This is a genomic window from Stenotrophomonas sp. STEN225, assembly GCF_056756445.1.
The window spans coordinates 20,890-37,495 of the sequence record NZ_JBRRBV010000003.1; the positions used below are offsets into that span (position 1 = coordinate 20,890).

General features: G+C 69.0%; 13 protein-coding genes. 7 read left to right on the plus strand and 6 right to left on the minus strand.

The window, feature by feature from the left end; genetic code table 11:
* Positions 1-46: 46 nt before the first annotated feature.
* From recD to recC, 3 genes are read right to left on the minus strand one after another with little or no spacing between them, the layout of a single operon-like run.
* Complete coding sequence (recD, locus tag ACVOJ1_RS04105; protein ID WP_346480050.1) at positions 47-1,927, minus strand: exodeoxyribonuclease V subunit alpha; 1,881 nt, start codon at positions 1,925-1,927, stop codon at positions 47-49.
* Positions 1,924-5,586: an exodeoxyribonuclease V subunit beta gene (gene recB / locus ACVOJ1_RS04110; RefSeq protein WP_346480051.1), complete on the minus strand. Its 3,663-nt coding sequence runs from the start codon at positions 5,584-5,586 to the stop codon at positions 1,924-1,926. The genes recD and recB overlap by 4 nt, the downstream gene beginning before the upstream one ends.
* A gap of 8 nt (positions 5,587-5,594) precedes the next feature.
* The gene (gene recC / locus ACVOJ1_RS04115) at positions 5,595-8,945 is read right to left on the minus strand and encodes an exodeoxyribonuclease V subunit gamma (protein WP_346480052.1); all 3,351 of its coding nucleotides are present in this window, start codon (positions 8,943-8,945) and stop codon (positions 5,595-5,597) included.
* Between the two features lie 190 nt (positions 8,946-9,135).
* Here recC and ACVOJ1_RS04120 point away from each other — a divergent pair, with 190 nt between their 5' ends.
* The 6 genes from ACVOJ1_RS04120 to ACVOJ1_RS04145 are packed head-to-tail and all read left to right on the plus strand — an operon-like array spanning position 9,136 to position 13,222.
* Positions 9,136-9,924, plus strand: a complete 789-nt coding sequence (locus ACVOJ1_RS04120) for an ABC transporter ATP-binding protein (RefSeq protein WP_065174056.1) — start codon at positions 9,136-9,138, stop codon at positions 9,922-9,924.
* On the plus strand, positions 9,924-10,673 hold the full coding sequence (locus ACVOJ1_RS04125; protein ID WP_065174057.1) for an MlaE family lipid ABC transporter permease subunit: 750 nt from the start codon (positions 9,924-9,926) through the stop codon (positions 10,671-10,673). The genes ACVOJ1_RS04120 and ACVOJ1_RS04125 overlap by 1 nt, the downstream gene beginning before the upstream one ends.
* A 58-nt stretch (positions 10,674-10,731) precedes the next feature.
* On the plus strand, positions 10,732-11,256 hold the full coding sequence (mlaD, locus tag ACVOJ1_RS04130; RefSeq protein ID WP_053517247.1) for an outer membrane lipid asymmetry maintenance protein MlaD: 525 nt from the start codon (positions 10,732-10,734) through the stop codon (positions 11,254-11,256).
* Complete coding sequence (locus tag ACVOJ1_RS04135) at positions 11,253-11,915, plus strand: MlaC/ttg2D family ABC transporter substrate-binding protein (protein ID WP_053517245.1); 663 nt, start codon at positions 11,253-11,255, stop codon at positions 11,913-11,915. Before mlaD ends, ACVOJ1_RS04135 begins: the two co-directional genes overlap by 4 nt.
* Positions 11,905-12,216 (plus strand): STAS domain-containing protein, encoded by a 312-nt coding sequence (locus tag ACVOJ1_RS04140; protein ID WP_053517244.1) that lies wholly within the window; start codon positions 11,905-11,907, stop codon positions 12,214-12,216. The genes ACVOJ1_RS04135 and ACVOJ1_RS04140 overlap by 11 nt, the downstream gene beginning before the upstream one ends.
* A gap of 1 nt (position 12,217) precedes the next feature.
* On the plus strand, positions 12,218-13,222 hold the full coding sequence (locus ACVOJ1_RS04145) for an MlaA family lipoprotein (protein WP_065174059.1): 1,005 nt from the start codon (positions 12,218-12,220) through the stop codon (positions 13,220-13,222).
* A gap of 58 nt (positions 13,223-13,280) precedes the next feature.
* On the opposite strand, the gene ACVOJ1_RS04150 is transcribed toward ACVOJ1_RS04145, so the two are convergent.
* The 3 genes from ACVOJ1_RS04150 to ACVOJ1_RS04160 all read right to left on the minus strand — a co-directional run bounded on the left by ACVOJ1_RS04150 (position 13,281) and on the right by ACVOJ1_RS04160 (position 15,918).
* Positions 13,281-13,826: a glutathione peroxidase gene (locus ACVOJ1_RS04150; protein WP_065174060.1), complete on the minus strand. Its 546-nt coding sequence runs from the start codon at positions 13,824-13,826 to the stop codon at positions 13,281-13,283.
* Between the two features lie 68 nt (positions 13,827-13,894).
* Positions 13,895-14,284 (minus strand): hypothetical protein, encoded by a 390-nt coding sequence (locus tag ACVOJ1_RS04155; protein WP_111187105.1) that lies wholly within the window; start codon positions 14,282-14,284, stop codon positions 13,895-13,897.
* Between the two features lie 71 nt (positions 14,285-14,355).
* Positions 14,356-15,918 (minus strand): DNA recombination protein RmuC, encoded by a 1,563-nt coding sequence (locus tag ACVOJ1_RS04160; RefSeq protein WP_164151447.1) that lies wholly within the window; start codon positions 15,916-15,918, stop codon positions 14,356-14,358.
* A 50-nt stretch (positions 15,919-15,968) separates the two neighbouring features.
* Here ACVOJ1_RS04160 and ACVOJ1_RS04165 point away from each other — a divergent pair, with 50 nt between their 5' ends.
* The gene (locus ACVOJ1_RS04165) at positions 15,969-16,574 is read left to right on the plus strand and encodes a glutathione S-transferase family protein (protein ID WP_164151449.1); all 606 of its coding nucleotides are present in this window, start codon (positions 15,969-15,971) and stop codon (positions 16,572-16,574) included.
* Positions 16,575-16,606 lie beyond the last annotated feature (32 nt).

A 16,606-nucleotide genomic window follows, 5' to 3' on the forward strand; every position in this document is an offset into this window, starting at 1 on the left:
GCCGGGTCGGATCCCGTTCCCGTTGGGAAGGGGATCCGACCCCGGTTCAGAACAACTGGCCCTGCACCGTGGGCTGTTCCATGCCCGCTGGTTGTTCGGCCGCCTGGTCCGCACCCAGCCGCCAGGCCAGGCCGCCGATTCGACTGGCATGGCGCTTGAGCGCGGCCTGCAGCACATCGGCACTGGCCGCCACATGCAGGACCTGGCGGGCACGGGTCAGCCCGGTGTAGATCAGCTCGCGCGACAGCACGCGACTGTCCTGCCGTGGCAGTTGCAGCCAGACCTCATCGAACTCCGAGCCCTGTGCCTTGTGCACGGTCATTGCGAACGCGCTCTCGTGCGCCGGCAATGCGGCCGGATGGAAGGCGCGCGGCTGATCGGCGGTGTCGCCGGGGAACCACGCCACCATCGCGCCCGTGCTGTCGCGCAGGCAGATGCCGACATCGCCGTTGAACAAGCGATGCCGATAGCTGTTCTCGGTTACCAGCAGCAGGCGCCCCTGGAAGTAGCCCGGGGTGGTGCCGGCCAGCAGCTGTTCGATCCGCTCGTTGAGGCCACGGGCTCCCTGCGGCCCTTCACGCAGCGCGGTCAGCACGCGCAGGCGGCCGGCCTGCTGCAGTGCCAGGACCGGGTCCCGGATATCGGCCAATGCACGCCAGCGGCCCAGCAGATGCTCACGCTGGTCACGCAGCGGATCCGGCTCCCCTTCGTGGAAGCGGACTCCCGACAGTTCGCCACTGCGCAACAGTCGCAGCGTGGTGACGCTGTCGCCATCGCGGACGGCACGCGCCAACGGTGCCAGATCCAATGCGTCGCTCTGCCGGTAACCGCGCTGCAGCTGCACCCGCCTACCGGTGAATGCATGGACCGGCGCCGGCGGCTGCAATGCCGGTGCCGCCAACACCCCCTGCAACGCCAGTGCATCATCGACGCGCGTGCCCATGCCATCACCGCTGGCTCGCAGGATCGCGCCCAGCACGTCGCCGGCTTCGACCGAGGGCAGCTGGTCAGGATCGCCGAGCAGGATCAGGCGGGTGCCGCTGGCGATGGCATCGACCAGCTTGGCCATCATCGGCAGATCGATCATCGACGCTTCGTCGATCACCACCACATCCAGCGGCAGCGGATTATCGGCGTGGTGGCGGAAGCGGGGCGAGTCGGGAATGACGCCCAGCAGGCGATGCAGCGTGGTACCGGTGGTAGGCAATGCGGCGCACAGCGCCGGGTCCAGGCCCTCCTCCTGCAACCGCTGCACGGCCAGACGCAGGCTTTCAGCCATCCGCTCTGCGGCGCGGCCGGTCGGTGCGGCCAAGGCCACCTTCGGCGGTGGCTGGCCGGCATGCGCTGCCTGCGCAGCCAGCAACAGCAGCAGGCGCGCGATGGTGGTGGTCTTGCCGGTCCCGGGTCCTCCGGTCACCAGCGCCAAGGGATGACGCAGGGTCACGCCTGCCGCGCGCGCCTGATGATCCTCGGCATCCCGGGCCTGCGGGAACAACCGTGCGAACAGAGGCGCCAACGCGGGCAGATCCGGCGCCGGCAGCGGATGGCCGCCGATGCGCTGCAGGCCCGCCGCCAGCTGCCGCTCGTACTCGCGATAGCGGCGCAGGTACAGCAGGCCATTCTCCATCACCAGCGGGGCGTCACCTGCGACAGCATCGGCGCGCCCGGGGGTCGCGACCCAGGGCGAGGCGCGCAGCTGCTCGATCCAGGATTGCGGCGCCGGCCAGGCGGATACGCCTTCCAGCAGCCGGTGCGGCTGCGCCGGATCGAAACCGGCATGCCCCAGCGATACCGCCAGCGAGGCCAGGGCCGCCGCCAGGGCCACGTCCTCCGGGGTGTCCGTGCGCAGGCGCTGCAGGCCAGTCGCCAAGGCGTGGTCGATCGTCCGCAGCTGGCCATTGCGGTACAGATCCCTGAGCAGGCTCATGCGCTGGCTCCAAGCGCGCGTGCCGCCAGCTCGGCCTGGGCCTGCCTGCCTCCGGCGAACAACGCATCGAGCGCGTCCACCAGTTCGAGCGGGAAACGATCGGTGTAGACACCATTGCCAGTGCCATCCAGGCCGCGGCAGAACAGATAGCGGATGCCGCCCATGTCGCGTTCGTAGCGGTAGGCCGCCCCCAGCCGGAAGCGCAGCCAGCGATGCAGCGCGACGGTATAGATCAGGGCCTGCAGGTCGTACTCGCTGTGGCGCATGGCGATGGCCAGCAGGTCGGGGCTGTAGCCCGGCAGCCGGTTGGATTTGTAGTCGAGCACGTACCAGCGGCCATCGCGCACGTAGGTGAGGTCGATCATGCCGGTCATCAGCCCTTCCAGCCGGCGGCGCTGGCCGAAGCCCCGGCGCGCGCTGGCGATGCCATGGGCATGCAGTACATCCAGCAGCGCCGGCACAGCGGTCGGCTCGATGGCGAAGTGGAAGTCGATCTCGGCACGACGATCCTGCACGGGCACGCTGTACAGCGCGCCGCCCTCCGGCAGCTCCGCGATGAGGGTCTGGCCGACCAGTGGCACCAGCACCGCGATGCCGTCATCCATGTCCGCATCTGCATAGCCCTCTTCGCACAATGCCTTGCGCAGCACGGCGGCCTGGCCTTCCGGCGCTTCCTGGCCAGGCTGCCAGGCGCCCCATGCGGCGAAGTCGACGTTCTCCATCGCTTCGTGCAGCACGTTGCCGAAGCGGCTGCCCATGAAACGCGGGTCGACCGGCGCGGCCTCTTCGGTCGCGGCAGGATCCGGCAGCGCGGGCTCCAGGGGCAGCTCCGCGCCAACCGGTTCGTCGGCCGCCGGCGCCGGAAGTTCGGTGGCGGCCGCCTCGATGTCACTGCCACTGCCGGCATCGGCATGGGCCAGCTGGGTGAAGCTGTATACCCACCAGTCGTGGGGCACGCGACGCGCCTGCGTGCGCACTGCCGGAAGTTCGCCGTCCATTTCCACCGCCAGCTGCGGCAGCTGCGCCACCGGCTCGCTGTCGTCGACCTGCACATCGGCGCACCCGCGCAGGGCCTGCAGGTCGCCCAGCAATGGCGCCAGTGCGGTCCTGGCAAGACCGGCGAGGTCACCGATGGCGATCCACAGCGCGTGCTCGGCTCGGGTCATGCCGACGTACAGCAGGCGCGCGTCCTCTGCCTGCTGTTCGTGCCGCGCCTGGCGGCTGACGGCGTCCCACACCTCGTCCCTGTCGAGCTTCCAGTGCAGCTGGCGCTCGCCGTCCAGATGCACGGTGCAGTGTGCAGCGCTGTTGTTCGCGCCGCGCTCGATGCCCACGAACGGCAGGAACACCAAGGGGTATTCCAGGCCCTTGCTCTTGTGCAGGGTGATGATCTGCACACGGCGCGCGTCCGATTCCAGGCGCAGCAGCTGCTGCTCATCGTCCTGGTCGGCGCTGGCCATCCGGCCCTGCAGCCAGTCCAGCAGGCCATGCATGCCCAGCGCCTGTGCCGACGCCTCCTGCAGCAGCTCGCCGAGCTGGAGGTAATTGGTCAGCCGGCGCTCGCCATCGATCAGCGCCAGCAGGCGTTCGCCCTGTGCGGCGCAGACGTCGGCGATCACCGCGAACGGGCCGCCGCGCTGCCATCGTTCGCGCCAGTGCAGCAGCTGCGCCTGGAATCCCCGCTGCAGGTCGCCTTCGCGTTCCATCGCTGCGATCGCACTGGCAGGCTGGCCGAGCAGCACGGTGGCCAGCGCGGTACGCAGGCGGCCTTCGTCGGCCGGTTGCAGCAGGGCCAGCAGCAGCGCGCGCAGGTCGCGGGCTTCGCTGGTGGCGAACAGGCTCTGCCTGCCGGCTGCCACCGCGGGAATTCCAACAGCCGCCAGCGCACGCTGTACAAGCGTGGCCTCGCGATGCGAACGCACCAGCACGGCGATGTCAGCCGGCTGCACCGGGCGACCACGCAGCAGGGCCCTGCCGGCGCGCGCGTCCACCAGCACCTGGTGAATGGCGGCCACACAGGCCCGCGTCGCTGCCTCGCGGGAGGCATCGGCAGCCAGCGGCCTGTCACCGCCGCTGCGCAGCACGCGCAGGGTCAGGGCTGCGGCGGCATGGCCATCACGCTGGTAATCCGCATCTGCACGTACGCCGCCCGGCCGCACCGGCTCGAAGCGGATGTCACGCTCGAGGAAGGCGTCCTCACCGCCGTTGTCGTACAGCATCTGCAGCACGCGCAGCAGCGCAGGCCGCGAGCGGAAATTCTGGTCCAATGCCGGCGCAGGCTGCGCAACCTGCCTGGCCTTGAGGTAGGTATGGATGTCGCCACCGCGGAAGCCATAGATCGCCTGCTTCGGATCGCCGATCAGGAACAGCGCTGGCGCCAGTCCCAGTTCGCGCACCTCCGGCGAATCGCCGAACAGGGTGTGGAAGATGCCCCATTGACGGTCATCGGTATCCTGGAATTCATCGACCAGGGCAATGCGGTACTGCGCGCGCAGCCGTTGCACCAGCGTCAGCCGTTGCGGCCCCTGCAGGGCAAGCGCCACGCCGTCGATCAGGTCATCGTAGGTCTGCACCCGTCGCGTCTGTTTCAACAGGGCCAGTCGCTGCGCGGCTTCGGCGCGCAGGGCGTGCAGGAAGCGGATCGCGCGCTGGCGAAGCCACGACATGACCACGTCGGCGGCATCCCACCAGGCCTGCAATGCGTCGAAGAGGGGTGCATCCGGGCATGCGCCCTGCTGATCGTCCCGGCAGAGCGCCTGCATCGAAGTGGGCAGCAGCTTCTCCAGATGGAGTTTTCCATCGCGTGACCAGTCCGCGACCGCCTGCCCGGCGACCAGGGTGGAGAATGCCTTGTCGAAGCTCGGCCGCTTGGCACGACGTCCATCGAAGACCTTCTTCTCGAACGCCGTGGCGATCTGCCCACGGGCCGCATCAAGACCAGAGTCGATGGCGGACGCGAGGACCTGCGCGGCCTGCAGCATCCGCGGCCGCGGATCGTCCGGCAGCGTCGGCAATGGCAATGGATGCAGCGGCGGTGCGGCCAGCAGCGCGCGCAGGTCGCCTGCCAGTGCGTCCGGGCTCGACCACAACAAGGTCAGCGGCTCCAGTGTGGCCGGATCGTTGGCGTGCACGCGCCACAGGTCAGCCGCCAGTTCCTCCATCAGCTCGCGGTCGCTGGTCAGCAGCTCCGGAGGATCGAAGGTGTGGCCGCTCTCCAGTGCGTGCTCGCGCAGCACGCGGGTGCAGAAGCCGTGGATGGTGAAGATCGCGGCCAGATCGATTTCGTCGGCAGCGACCTGCAGGCGACGCTTCAGCGCCGCCGCGCTCTCATTGCCGGCATCGAGATGGCGCCTCAGGATCTGCCGGGTCAACCGCATGTCGGGTGCCTCGCCGTCGCCCGGAGGCAGGTCGACCATCCGCGCGGCCAGCGCCAGTCGCTCACGGATGCGCTTGCGCAGTTCCTGGGTAGCGGCATCGGTGAAGGTCACCGCCAGGATCTGGCCGATACGCAGGCCCTGCTCGACCACGAGCCGGGTGAACAGCGTGGCCAGGGTGAAGGTCTTGCCGGTGCCGGCACTGGCTTCGATCAGGCGGACGCCATCCAGGGGCAGTGCGAGATACGGGTCGATACCGGGATGTTCGATGGGGCTGCCTGCCACGGTAGCGTTCATCCGGTGACCTCTGTATGTGAACCGGCGCCGGGCACGCGGCCTTCGCGCAGCGCGCCGAACACCACCTGGCTGTTGTGCAGCAGCTCGGCATACCGGGCATCGTCTGCGAAGGGATCGGCACCGCGCATCAGCAACTGCCAGGCGTCACTGCGGGATTCGCCCCAGCTGCGGTCGCTGCCATGCCACTGCTTCCAGCCCTCGCTGCGCTGTTTCTCGCCGCTGGTCGTGTACAGCACCCAGCCGGTGTAGGGAGCGAACCACAACGGCTCACGCAGGCCACGCCGGCGCAGCTGCAGCAGCGCGCGCAGGGCGGCCCGCGCCGCGGGCACGGACAGTGCCGGCAGGACGTGCGGACCCTGACCGGCGTCACCACCGTCGTGGAACTGGACCAGCGGCAACGCGTCGCCTGCCGCATTGGCCAGCAGCCAGTCCAGCCCCTGGCGGATCACCGCGTTGCCGTTGAGCGTGCCCGCGCGCAGCCGCACCAGACCACCAGGATGGCGATCGGCAACCCGGCCGTGCAGGCGCACGCCGTCGATCTGGACCTCATAGCGGCGGCTTTCCGGCTGTACGCCCTGCATCCAGCCCAGCATTGCGTCGGCATAGGGGCGGGTCTTCGATTGTTCCACCTCGAACTGCCGCTCGCCCAGCGCACCGGACGGCACCAGCGCACGTGCGCGCAGCCTCGGGTAGAGCGGGTCGTCATCGCCGGTGAGGGTGGCACGCACCACCGCGGCCTGCACACTGCGCGTGTCCGGCCCTCGCGCGGACAGCACCAGCGGCTCCAGATCAACGACGTCCTCGACCTCATCGGCCAGTCGAAGGCCCAGAGACTGCGACAGGAACTGCCCAGCCGGGTCGCACAGGAACCGGCGCAGGCTTTCCAGAGACAGTTCTTCTTCCACCGCAGCTTCGACCGGCGGCGGCAGCGCCGCCGCGTCGAACCACGGCGACAGCCCGCCACGCTGCCCGGCCAGGCGACCGGCTGCCGGATGCCATTGCCGGCGGTAGCTGAAGCGACGCGGGTCGCCATCGCCGAACGCGGCGGGGGAGAACGGCTGCAGCGCGTGGCGGACCGTGAATGCCGCGGCGGCGGCGGCTGGATCGAGGTGGTAGGCCGCCACGGCGTCGATCAGCTCGCTGACCAGCACCGACGGTTCCCGCACGCTGCCATCGCGCGGATCGGCGCCGAGATAACTGAGGTAGAACACGTCCTGTGCGGCGGCGAACAGCTGCAGGAACAGGAAGCGATCGTCCTCGCGGGTGGAACGGTCGCCCGGGCGGCGTCGGGGCGTGTCCAGTTCGGCGGTGAGCTGGTTCAGGCCGGCCGCCGGATCGCGACGCGGGAAATCGCCATCATTGAGGCCGAGTACGCAGATCACCCGGAACGGCAGCAATCGCATCGGCACCATGCGGCCGAAGCTGATGCCGCCGGTCAGCAGAGGTGCACGCGTGTCGGCTTCGGCCAGGGCGGAGCCGAAATGCGCACGTATCACTTCAGGAGGCACCCCGTCGCTGAAGCCGGCCTTGTCTGCGTCTTCGGCGAACTGGTTGAGCAGTTTGCGCAGCCGCTCCAGCGCGCGCTGGCTGTTGGGTGAGCCGGGCGGGGTCGGCAGCAGCGCATCCAGCAGCGACAGCAGGCGCTGCCGCCACTGCGCCGGAGTCAACGTCTCGCCAAGACGGCGCTGGTAGGCGGCCAGTACCCGCAGCAGGCGCAGCAGGCGGTCCAGCGCATCCAGCGCGCCACCTTCCAGCCCGGTCCACGGCGCGACGCCGGCCAGGTCGGCATCGCTGCCGGTGGCATGGCCCAGCAGCAGGCGATCCAGCGCGAACTGCCAGGTGTAGGCATCATCCGGTGGCGCGCCGTGCCGGGCGCGATGGTCCGCATCCAGCCCCCAGCGTGCGCCCGCCTGCTGCAGCCAGCCATGCAGGCGGTCGAAGTCGGTCGCGTCCAGTCCGGCTGCCTCGGCCAGGGGCGCGCTGGCCAGCAGATCCAGCATTTCATTCAGGCCAAACCGCGAGACCGGCAGGCCAATCAGGTGCACGAACACATCGGCCAGCGGTTCGCCCGCCAGCGGACTGCTGTCGGCCAACGCGTAGGGAATGTGGTCGTCCTCGCCACCGCGGCCACCGAACACGGCCTCCAGGTAGGGCACGTAGGGATCGATGTCCGGCGCCAGCACGGCGATCTCGCGGGCCTGCAGCGGCGGGTCGAAGCGGTCATCCTCAAGCAGGCCACGCAGCTGGTCGTGCAGGACCTGCAGTTCGCGCAGGCGGGTGTGGCAGGCGTGCACCTGCAGGCTGGGATCATCGCCGGCCAGGCCATCACGCAGTTCGCCGGACGGCAGCGCCCGACGGTGGAACAGATCGCGCTGCAGGCGGTGCAGCAGGCTGTCGGACAGGCCGCCGTCGGCCATCGTCGGCCGCACGTCGTCTTCCGGGTCGATGTAGGCGGCGATCTCACCGGCCGGGTGTACCACTTCATAGCTGCCCAGCACCGCCATGAAGTCGCGGCCGGCTGCGCCCCAGGCTTCCAGCAGGCGGTTTTCTCCCGCCGCTTCGCCGAAGGGATCGGGAGCGCCGCTGCGCAGCCGCTCGGCCAGGGTCTGCAGGTCGCCCCAGTACGACTGCACCGGGGTGGGCAGGTAGAAATGCAGTTCGCCCACCCGCGCCTGGGTCGCCATGACCCGCAGCACGTCCGGGGAGATGTTGAGCGTCGCGAATGCGGACATGCGCGGCGGCAACCCCTGCGGCAATGGCTGGCCGGCGCCCTCGAAGCGGTCCAGGTAGGTCTGGATGCGGCGCGCGCGGTAGCCATGCCCACCGGCAACGGCGCGCCACAGGATCGCCTGGGGATCGGCCGGGTCGGCCCCGGCCTCCCAGCGCAGCAGCCAGTCGCGCCGCCAGGCCTGGTATTTCTCGAACACCGACGCCAGCTCGCCGGCCAGGGCCCAGGGTTTCAGCCCATCGCTGCCGGCCAGATAGGACTGCAGCGCGCGCATCGGTGGTTGCCCGAGCAGCGCCGGATCGCGCAGCGCCCGGTACAGCCGCCAGTGCAGGCCGGCAGCATCGAGATCGTCGGCTTCGCCATCGACGTTGGCGTTGAGCGCACGGGCGACGAACTCACCCGGGGTGAGGAATTCGAGGTTGGCGGCGACACCGTATTCGGCGGCCAATGTCGCCTGCAGCCAGCGCCGCATCGCCACCTGCGGGATCAGCACCACGTCCGGTGCGAGCAGCGGCTGCCCTGGCATCGGCGCACGGACGTTGCGTGCCAGCAGCGCGGCCAGCACATCCAGCGAGTTGGAATGGTAGAGGCGGAAGTCGCTGCCCGGGTCACTCATCATGCACAGTGTGCAGCACGGCTGGCAGTATTCAATGGTCAAACCTGTCACCGGCACGGATTGTTCCGGGTCGCCCGGCGATTGTCCCGACCTGCCCGGGGCCCTGCCGTGCCACAATACTGCACCGTCCAGTCTGCTTATGTTCAGCCGGCTGACCCGATCCTTCGATGTCGAAAAAATGTTAATGGTGCCCATGTCGGCTTCCACCTCCAGTCTGGTGCAGTTGTCCAACGTCCGCATCGACCGGAGCGGACGCACGATCCTGCGCGACGTTTCCCTGCAGGTGCCGAAGGGCAGCATCACCGCCGTGCTCGGTCCCTCCGGCAGCGGCAAGTCGACCCTGCTGGCCGCGCTGACCGGCGAACTGCGCCCGGCGGCCGGCGATATCACCCTGTTCGGCAAGCCGATCCCGCACCGCAGCGCCGAGCTGTTGGAGATGCGCAAGAGCGTCGGCGTCCTGCTGCAGGGCAATGGCCTGCTGACCGACCTCACCGTGGCCGAGAACGTCGCCCTGCCGCTGCGCACCCACACCCGCCTGCCGGCGGCGGTACTGCGCCGGCTGGTGCAGATGAAGCTGCATGCGGTGGGATTGCTGGCCGCAGCCGACGCCTGGCCGCGCGAGCTGTCCGGCGGCATGGCGCGCCGCGTGGCGCTGGCCCGTGCGCTGGCGCTGGATCCGCCGCTGATGATCTATGACGAGCCGCTGACCGGGCTGGACCCGATCGCGTCCGGGGTGATCATGAGCCTGATCCAGCGTCTCAACCACAGCCTGGGACTGACCAGCATCATCGTCAGCCACCACGTGCACGAGACGCTGCCGATCTGCGACCAGGTGATCGCCATCGCCAACGGCGGCATCGTCTTCCAGGGCACGCCCGACGCGCTGCAGTCCAGCCAGGACCCGTTGCTGCGTCAGTTCCTGCACGGCCAGCCCGATGGCCCCATCCCGTTCGACGCCGAGCCGCGCGCGAGGGTCGCCTGATGCCCTTCATCCAAGCCACCCGCTCGCTGGGCCGCGCCGGCCTGTTCTCGCTGACCGTGCTGCGCGGTTCGCTGCCGACCCGTGATTTCCTGGCCGAACTGACCCGCGAGATCTACAAGATCGGCGCGCGCTCGCTGCCGATCATCGCTGTCGGCGGCGCCTTCGTCGGTCTGGTGTTGACCCTGCAGGGCTACCGCACGCTGACCACCTTCGGCGCGGCCGATGCCCTGTCGACCCTGCTCGGCTTGTCGCTCTACCGTGAACTGGCCCCGGTGCTGACCGCGCTGCTGTTCATCGGCCGTGCCGGCAGCTCGATCGCCGCCGAACTGGGCCTGATGCGCGCCACCGACCAGATCAAGGCACTGGAGCTGATGGCGATCGACCCGGTGGCCAAGGCCGTGGCGCCGCGCTTCTGGGCAGCCGTGCTGACCGTGCCGCTGCTGACCGGCATCTTCTGTTCGCTGGCGATCAGCGCCAGCTACTTCGAAGCGGTGCACGTGCTCGGCCTGGACAATGGCGTGTTCTGGTCGGCGCTGCGCAACAGTGTCGACTTCTGGGACGATTTCGGCGTGGCGATGCTGAAGTCGGCGATCTTCGGCGGCACTGCAGCCCTGGTCGCCGCCTATGTCGGTTTCCACGCCGAGCCGACCATCGAAGGCACTTCGGTGGCCACCACCCGTGCGGTGGTCAATGCCTCCCTGCTGGTGCTGATGTTCAACTTCGTGCTGTCGGCAATGCTGTTCACCTAACCCTTCCATCGGCGGTGCGCGGTGCGCGCGGCCACAACGACTCGATCAGGTACTCCCCATGGCCATCCGCGGTCCCAGACTCGAATTCTCCGTCGGCGCATTCCTGCTGCTGGCCCTGGCGTCGCTGCTGGTGCTGGCCGTGGCTTCCACCAACCAGCGCTGGAGCTGGGGCGGTGACGGCTACGAGCTGAAGGCGCGCTTCTCCCAGGTCGGCCAGCTGCGCAAGCAGGCGCCGGTCAAGATCGGCGGCGTTACCGTCGGCCAGGTTGCCGCGATCGACCTGGACCCGGTCAAGTTCGAATCCATCGTGACCCTGCGCATGGATAGCAAGGTCAAGGACCTGCCGGCGGATACCTCGGCCGGCATCTTCACCAGTGGTTTGCTGGGCGAGAGCTATATCGGTCTTCAGCCCGGTGGTGATCCGGAAGTGCTCAAGCCCGGTGAGGAGATCGTCTTCACCCAGCCGGCGGTGGACCTGATCCAGCTGGTCGGCAAGTACATGTTCAGTGGCGGCGCCGGCGGCGGCGCAGACCCGAAGCCCAACGATGGCGCACAGGCGCCTGCAAAGGAACCGCAACCATGAAGATGAAACTGATCCCGGCCCTGCTCGCGTCCTCGCTGCTGCTGGCGACCCCGTTGCTCGCCCAGGCGCAGGCCGCGGCCCCCGCTGCCGCCGCTCCGCAGGCCCAGGCCGGCAAAGTGGTGATCGATGCCAGCAGCCGCATCCTGTCCACCCTGCAGCAGCGCAAGAGCGAGTTCAGCAGCAATCCGTCCAGCCTGCGCTCCTACATCGACAGCGAACTGAACCGCACCTTCGACCGCGACTACGCGGCGCGCCTGGTGCTGGGCACGCATGCACGCGGCGCGTCGGATGCGGACATCAAGCTGTTCGCCGATGCGATGGCCGACAGCCTGATGCAGCGCTACGGTTCGGCCCTGCTGAACATCCAGGGCAGGCCGAGCTTCCGCCTGAAGGGTGAAAGCCCGCTGCCCGGCAACCGCGGCGTGCGCGTGAGCACCGAGCTGGTGCGTGCGGGCAACGAACCGACGCCCGTCGAGTACTGGATGCGCAACGTGAACGGCCAGTGGAAGATCTTCGACGTCAACATCGAGGGCATCTCCTACGTGCAGACCTTCCGCAACCAGTTCGACAGTCCCCTGCGCCAGAAGGGCATCCGACAGGTGGCCAACGAACTGCACAGCGGCAGCATCCAGGCCGGACCGGCCGGCAATGGCAAGTAACGCGCTGGCACTGCTGGAAGGCGGCACCCTGCGCCTGCGCGGGGCGCTGGATCGTGCCGCAGTGATTGCCCTGTGGCCGCAGCTGCAGGCGTTGCCGGCGCAGCTGGCACGGCTGGAACTGGGCGAGGTCGAGCGCGTGGACAGCGCCGGCCTGGCCCTGCTGGCCGAACTGGCCGCGCGCGCGCGCAAGGCCGGCCACCCCCTGGTGATCTCCGGCATGCCCGCCGGCTACAACGAACTGAGCGCAGCCTACCGGCTGTCGCCCGACCTGGATTTCAACGCTACTTCTGCTGCGAGCTGACATGAACGTCGTACGCGCTCTCCCCCTGATCGTCCTGGCCGCCGCGCTCAGCGCCTGTGCCGGCAAGCCCGCGCGCAGCGATGCGCCGGTTGCCGATACGCTGGTTCCGGCCAGCCCGACCGCCGCCACCGATACCGCCACCGATGCCCCCGCACCGGCAGCGGAGCCCACCCCCGTGGCCAGCGGCGAAACGGCCACGGCCAATACGCCTCCGGCCACGGACGCGTCTGCTGGAACCAGTGCCTCGGCTGCCGCTGCGCAGCCCGGCGGCGACGATGATTTCGACGCGCTGTACGGCGCCGACGGTGCGGCTGGCAACGCGGTGGCCTACGACCCGTGGGAACCGTTCAACCGCAAGGTGCACCGGTTCAACGTGGCGGTCGACAATGCCGTCGCGCGACCGCTGGCGACGGCTTACACCCACGTGGTGCCACGCTTTGCCCGCACCGGTGTGAGCAACTTCTTCAGCAACCTGCGCTCGCCGGTAACGATCGTCAACCAGCTGCTGCAGGGCCGTCCGGATGATGCCTGGGACACGCTGGGTCGCTTCCTGATGAACTCGACGCTGGGTATCGGTGGCCTGTTCGATCCGGCCAGCAAGGCGATGGTCGCCAACCGCAAGGAAGACTTCGGCCAGACGCTGGGTGCATGGGGCTGGCGTCGCTCGCGCTACGTCGAGCTGCCGTTCTTCGGTCCCCGCACCGTGCGTGATGTGTTCGGCCTGGCCGGCGACATGCCGCTCTCGCCGATCCGCAACATCGAAGAGGACAAGGTCCGCATCGGCCTGCAGGGCCTGCAGCTGGTCGACAGCCGCGCGCAGCTGCTGGCGGTGGACGATCTGCGCAGTTCGGCGGTGGACGAGTACGCGCTGGTCCGCGATGCGTGGCTGCAGCGTCGCAACTACCAGATCGAGAACGATCTGCGTGGCAAGCGCAACCGCGGCCAGGACGATCCCAACTCGCCGATCCCGATCGATGCGATGCCGATGCCGCAGTGGGGCAACTGAGTCCTGCCGGCACCCCATGAAAAAACCCCGCCTCGGCGGGGTTTTTCATGGCGGGCGATCAGGCGCCCAGTGCGGCGTCGACGGCCTCGCGCAGACGCGCATCATCGGCGGCCACATCCGGCGCGAAGCGGGCGATGACCGCGCCGTCGCGGCCCACCAGGAACTTCTCGAAGTTCCACAACACCGCCGGCGCCGGGTGGATCGGAATCTCCTTGCTGGACAGTCGCTCGCGCAGCGGGCCTTCGCCGATGGCCTGCGGCTGCGCGGCGATCAGCTGCTGGTAGAGCGGGTGCGTGTCATCGCCGGCCACGCTGATCTTGGCGAACATCGGGAATGTGACATCGTAGGTCAGCTGGCAGAACTGCTGGATCTCCGCCTCGCTGCCCGGCTCCTGGCCAAGGAAATTGTTGGCCGGGAAACCGAGCACTTCCAGCCCCTGTGCCTGCTTCTGCGCATACAGCGCCTGCAGGCCCTCGTACTGCGGGGTCAGGCCGCACTTGGAGGCGACGTTGACCAGCAGCAGCACCTTGCCCTGGTAATCGGCAAGACTGGACGGCTGGCCGTCGATGGTGGTGAGGGGAATGTCCTGGATCGGGGTGCTCACGCGGGGTGCTCCGGCAACAGCGGGGAATGGCCCATCAGCATAGCGCCACGTGGCTGCGCCGGAACGCCTCAATCCACGCAGAGCGTGCCCTGTGCCTTGCCGTCGTCGATGCGCTGACGACAGCCGAAGTTCTGGCTGACGTCACGCTGGCAGGTGCCGGTGGCTGCCGTGCCGGCGGCGATGCCGTCGCTGGCCAGGCATTGGCCGGTGCAGTCACGCTTGCTGCTGCAGGTCTTTCCTGCGTCGGCGTATGGAATCACGCACTGCAGGCGCTGCAGGCGTCCCAGCGGCTGCAGGGTGCCGCCGGCGGCCTGGCAGTCCACATCACGCGCGTCCTGGTAGGCCTGCGTGGCCTCCGGGCCTGGCTGGGCATCACCGGCCTGCGTGGCAGGCGGTGTACTGCTGCATGCAGCAAGCACTGCGGCCAGGGCGGCACTGGCGGCAAGGTGGAAACGCATGGCGGTACCTGTTGGCGATGGACAGGCCGCCAGCATACGCATCGTCCCCGTCGGCAGGGTGTCTGCGTCGCTCAGCGGGCGTCGGTCCCGCCTTCACTTCCGTCATCCTCGCCGCTGCCTTCCGCATCCCCTTCGCCCAGGTCGCCGAGCAGCGATTGCGCCTGCTCGGTGGCCAGCGATTCCACTCCGCGCAGCCTGCGCTCGATGGTGCGCGTCTTGCGGCTGGCGTCGCCGATGCTGCGGCCCACGGTGCTGATCTGCTTCTCGGCCTTCTCGAGGATGCCGGCGAACTTCCCGAATTCGCTCTTCACCGCCCCCAGCAGGCTCCACACCTCGCTGGACCGCTGTTCGATGGCCAGCGTGCGGAAACCCATCTGCAGGCTGTTGAGCAGAGCGGTGACCGTGGTCGGCCCGGCCACGACCACGCGGTGATCGCGCTGCAGGCCGTCGACTAGGCCCGGACGCCGGATCACTTCGGCATACAGGCCCTCGGTAGGCAGGAACATCACTGCGAAATCCGTGGTGTGCGGCGGCACGATGTACTTCTCGCAGATCGACTTGGCCTGCACCCGCACCGCGCGCTCAAGCTGGATGCCCTGCAGGCGCACGCCCTCGGCATCGCCCTGCTCCTGCGCATCGAGCAGGCGCTCATAGTCCTCACGCGGGAACTTGGAGTCGATCGGCAGCCATACCGGCGTGTCGTCATTCCTGCGGCCCGGCAGGCGCACGGCGATGTCGACCATCTCGCCACTGTCTGGACGGACCTTGACGCCCCGCGCGTACTGCTCCTGGGTCAGGGTCTGCTCGAGAATGTTCTCCAGCTGCACTTCGCCCCAGCTGCCGCGGTTCTTGACGTTGGTCAGCACGCGCTTGAGGTCGCCGACGCCGGTGGCCAGCTGCTGCATCTCGCCCAGCCCGCGCTGCACCTGTTCCAGGCGTTCGGAGACCAGGGTGAACGACTGGCCCAGTCGTGTTTCCAGCGTCGACTGCAGCTTCTCATCGACGGTGTGGCGCATCTGCTCCAGCTTCTGGGCGTTGTCGTTCTGCAGCGCGCGCAGCTGTTCTTCCAGAGTGGCGCGCATCTCGGCGATGCGCTGTTCATTGCGCTGGGTCAGCTCCTGCAGCCGCAGGCCCAGGCTCTCGGTCAGACGCTGCTGGGACAGCGCCCCTTCCTCGCGGCCCTTGCGTGCATCGTCCACCAGGGTCTGGCGCAGCGCGCCGAGCTGGGCATCGGTGCGGCCGGTGAGTTCCTGCAGCTGCTGGCCGAAGGCATGGATGCGCGCCTCCTGCTGCTGGCCGAAGCTCTCCAGCTGGCCTCGCAGTTCCTGCAGCCGCTGCGCCAGCAGGGCGCCGCTGCGCTGCTGGCTGTCGGCGGCTTCGGCGCGTGCCTTGCGTGCATCCTCGCCCAGCGCCTCGCGCAGCAGGTCCAGGCGCTGGTCGGTGCGGGTCGACAGGTCGGTCAGCGCCCGGGCAAAGCCATCCAACTGTTCGCGCAGTTCACTGCGGCCCGTCCGTGCCTCCTCGCGTACGGCCTGCTCCAGCCGATCATGCGGTGGGCGGCGCAGCAGGGCGACCAGCTGCAGGATGAGTACGACCAACAGGAGGCCGGCGATGAGCAGGGATTCGGTTTGCATGGCACCAGTGTAGGCTGGGCCAGTCTCAACTGCTGCGTCCCGCCCCGGTCATGCTCGCGCTGTTCGGAAAGCCCACGTCGATCAACGTACGCAAGGTGCTGTGGCTGTGCGCCGAGCTCAGGCTGGCCATCGAGCACGACCCGGCACCGTCGGCACGGCAGCTGGCCGGGCTGAATCCGAACCTGCAGGTGCCGGTGCTGCGCGACGGCGGCTTCGTGCTGTGGGAATCGAACAGCATCTGCCGTTACCTGGCCTCCCGCGCCGGACGCGCTGACCTGCTGCCGGCAGATGCGCAGGCGCGTGCGAAGGTCGAGCAATGGATGGACTGGCAGGCGACCGACCTCAACAGCGCCTGGCGCCACGTGTTCATGGCGCGCGTGCGGCAGCATCCTGACTATCCCGACGACGGCCGCGCCGAGACCGGCCTGGCCCGCTGGAATGAGCTCATGGGTCTGCTGGATGCCCAGCTGGCCGGCACGGGAGCGTATGTCACCGGCGACGACTTCACCCTGGCTGACATCGCGCTGGGCCTGTCCACCCAGCGCTGGCGCAGCACCCCCGGCGCCAGGCCCGCGCTGCCCTGCCTTGACGCCTGGTTTGACCGCCTGCGGTCGCGACCCGGGTTCGCCGAACACGTCGACAACGGTGACCCCTGAGGCAGCGGCACGTACCGCGAGGCCTCCTGCAG